The 2,396-nt window shown below is 45.4% G+C and carries 1 protein-coding gene; it reads right to left on the bottom strand.

Annotation, left to right across the window (positions count from 1 at the left end):
- The coding region (locus PI95_RS19810) for an AAA-like domain-containing protein (RefSeq protein WP_201280524.1) at positions 1 to 2,161 on the bottom strand (2,161 nt) is incomplete at its 3' end.
- Positions 2,162 to 2,396: the final 235 nt, after the last annotated feature.

Raw genomic sequence — 2,396 nt, forward strand, 5'->3', positions numbered from 1 at the left:
CTGCTTGATGCCCAGTCAGGGTGGCGATGAGTTTACCATTTAAGTCCCACACCTTGGCGGTATTGTCACCGGATGCGGTGACAATTCGTTTGCCATCAGGACTAAAACTGGCGCTGTTGACTTCTGCTTGATGCCCAGTCAGGGTAGCGATGAGTTTGCCATTTAAATCCCACACCTTGGCGGTATTGTCACCGGATGCAGTGATAATTCGTTTGCCATCAGGACTAAAACTGGCGCTGATGACTACTCCTTGATGCCCGGTAAGGGTAGCGATGAGTTTGCCATTTAAATCCCACACCTTGGCGGTATTGTCACCGGATGCAGTGACAATTCGTTTGCCATCAGGACTAAAACTGGCGCTGTTGACTGTATCTTGATGCCCGGTAAGGGTAGCGATGAGTTTGCCCGATATGTCCCACACCTTGGCGGTATTGTCACCGGATGCAGTGACAATTCGTTTGCCATCAGGACTAAAACTGGCGCTGAAGACATATAATTGATGCCCGGTGAGTTGATTTCGCTCTTGGATCTTATCTAAAATCGTTCTTAAAGCTAAAAGTGGGCTAGCTGCTGGATATTCCTCCAAGGAACGATTATTTTTAACTAGCTTTTGCAAATCTTGTCCAGCTCGCATTGCCGATCGCAATGCTCCTATTTGGTCATAATCAAACTGCTGTAAAGCATTGCTGCCTTCTCGTTCTAATCTGGTTCCTTCTACTGCTTCTTGTAGTTTGTTAAAAGCAACTGTTGCCATTATCGCCGCAATTACTGCCCCCACCACAGATATACCCAAAATCAAAGAACCAAGGCGAATCCGCTGCGACGCTTTTTGCGTCGCTGCTTGTAAAATCTCATTAGCTTGCTTTTGTGCTTCTATCGCTTCTCGCTTGTCTGATTCTTGGCTAGCTGCGAGAAACTGATAATCCTCAACACCCAAGCTTTTATCCGCTGCCCAAATCAAAGCATCCTGTAACGCTGCACCCCGCAACAACCGTGATTCATCTTGACGATTTGTATCTATCCATGCTCTGAAAGCTTGAGAATAAGGACGCAGTTTGGCTAATTCTCTCTCAACCCAACTTCGGTTAAAAACCGATTCATAAATCAAGTTATAAACTTTTAACTTACCTTGCTGCTTAACCACCAACCCCGTCAACCGCAACTGCATTTGTTCGGGACTATCATTCGCCGCGACTTCACCCTGTTGTAAAATTTGCTGATAAAGTCCTAACAGCCTGCCTGCAAGTTGGTCACTACTGAGAATCCGATCTCGGATCGTCTTTAAATGCTCAGGCTCATCCTGCGATTCCCAATTAGTAATAACATAAGTTTCAACCAACTCATCAACCTGAGACTCATCCCCAGTTTCCAGTCCCCACCCCTTAGTCTTGATTAACTTACAAAGTCTTTGAGTGAGAAACGGTTGTCCACCAGTCCAAGCCAAAATCTCTTGCAATACTTTTTGCGGATTACTAATCTCCCCAAACCCCAAAGCTAACGCTTGGGCTTCATTTAACTCAAAGCCCTCAAGAGCGATCGCTCGACCTATATTAAATGGTGTGCGCTTTTTATCTTTAATCAAATCCGAGGGAGTTGCTACCCCAAACAGTGTAAAAGTTATCCGCTTATACTCTGGATGATCGGCACGCTGATTATAGCAACTGCGGATTAAAGCAAAAAAATCGTCAACCGAAGGCAAATTCAAGCTGAGAATGCTATCGATTTCATCAATAAAAACAACAATGCTATCATTAATCGACGTTAGCAGCACATCCTCAATAAACTTGCCCAACCGCTGCACCGGCGAAAGTAAATCGTGACTTGACCACCAGCTATCTAAATCAAAAGTTTCATACAAATACAGACTGCTAACAATACTATCAATCACCCCTGCATACCATTGCTCGGCAGTGATATCCCAACTACCGATCGCTGTAATATCAATAGCAGCACAAGCAACACCCTCAGCTTGCAAACGTTGCATAGTTCTCACCCGCAAGCTAGATTTACCCATTTGCCGCGAGTTCAGCACATAACAAAAATCCCCAGCCTTCAGCCCCGCATACAAATCTTCATCTGCCTGCCGTCTCACATAAGTGAGAGAATCAGAAGGGAGACTCCCGCCAACTTGATATTCATAGCTTGGCTGAACTGTAGTCATCTGTTAATTCTCAGGCAAGCATCAAAACACTATTGATTTCACCTGAGCGCGATTATGGCTTAATTCTCTGCAAGATGCTCAAATTATACCGCTCGTTGTCACCACAAAATCCTCTTGTGTGCACCTCTTGCATAAATTAAAAATAAAGAACCCCACCCCGCATTTGAAGAGCGCAAACGCTCCCCTCCCCGCAAGCGGGGAGGGGTTGGGGGTGGGGTATTAGGGAATGAGTGCA

Origin of the sequence: Hassallia byssoidea VB512170, assembly GCF_000817785.2 — a bacterium.
GTDB lineage: Bacteria > Cyanobacteriota > Cyanobacteriia > Cyanobacteriales > Nostocaceae > Hassallia > Hassallia carrinoi.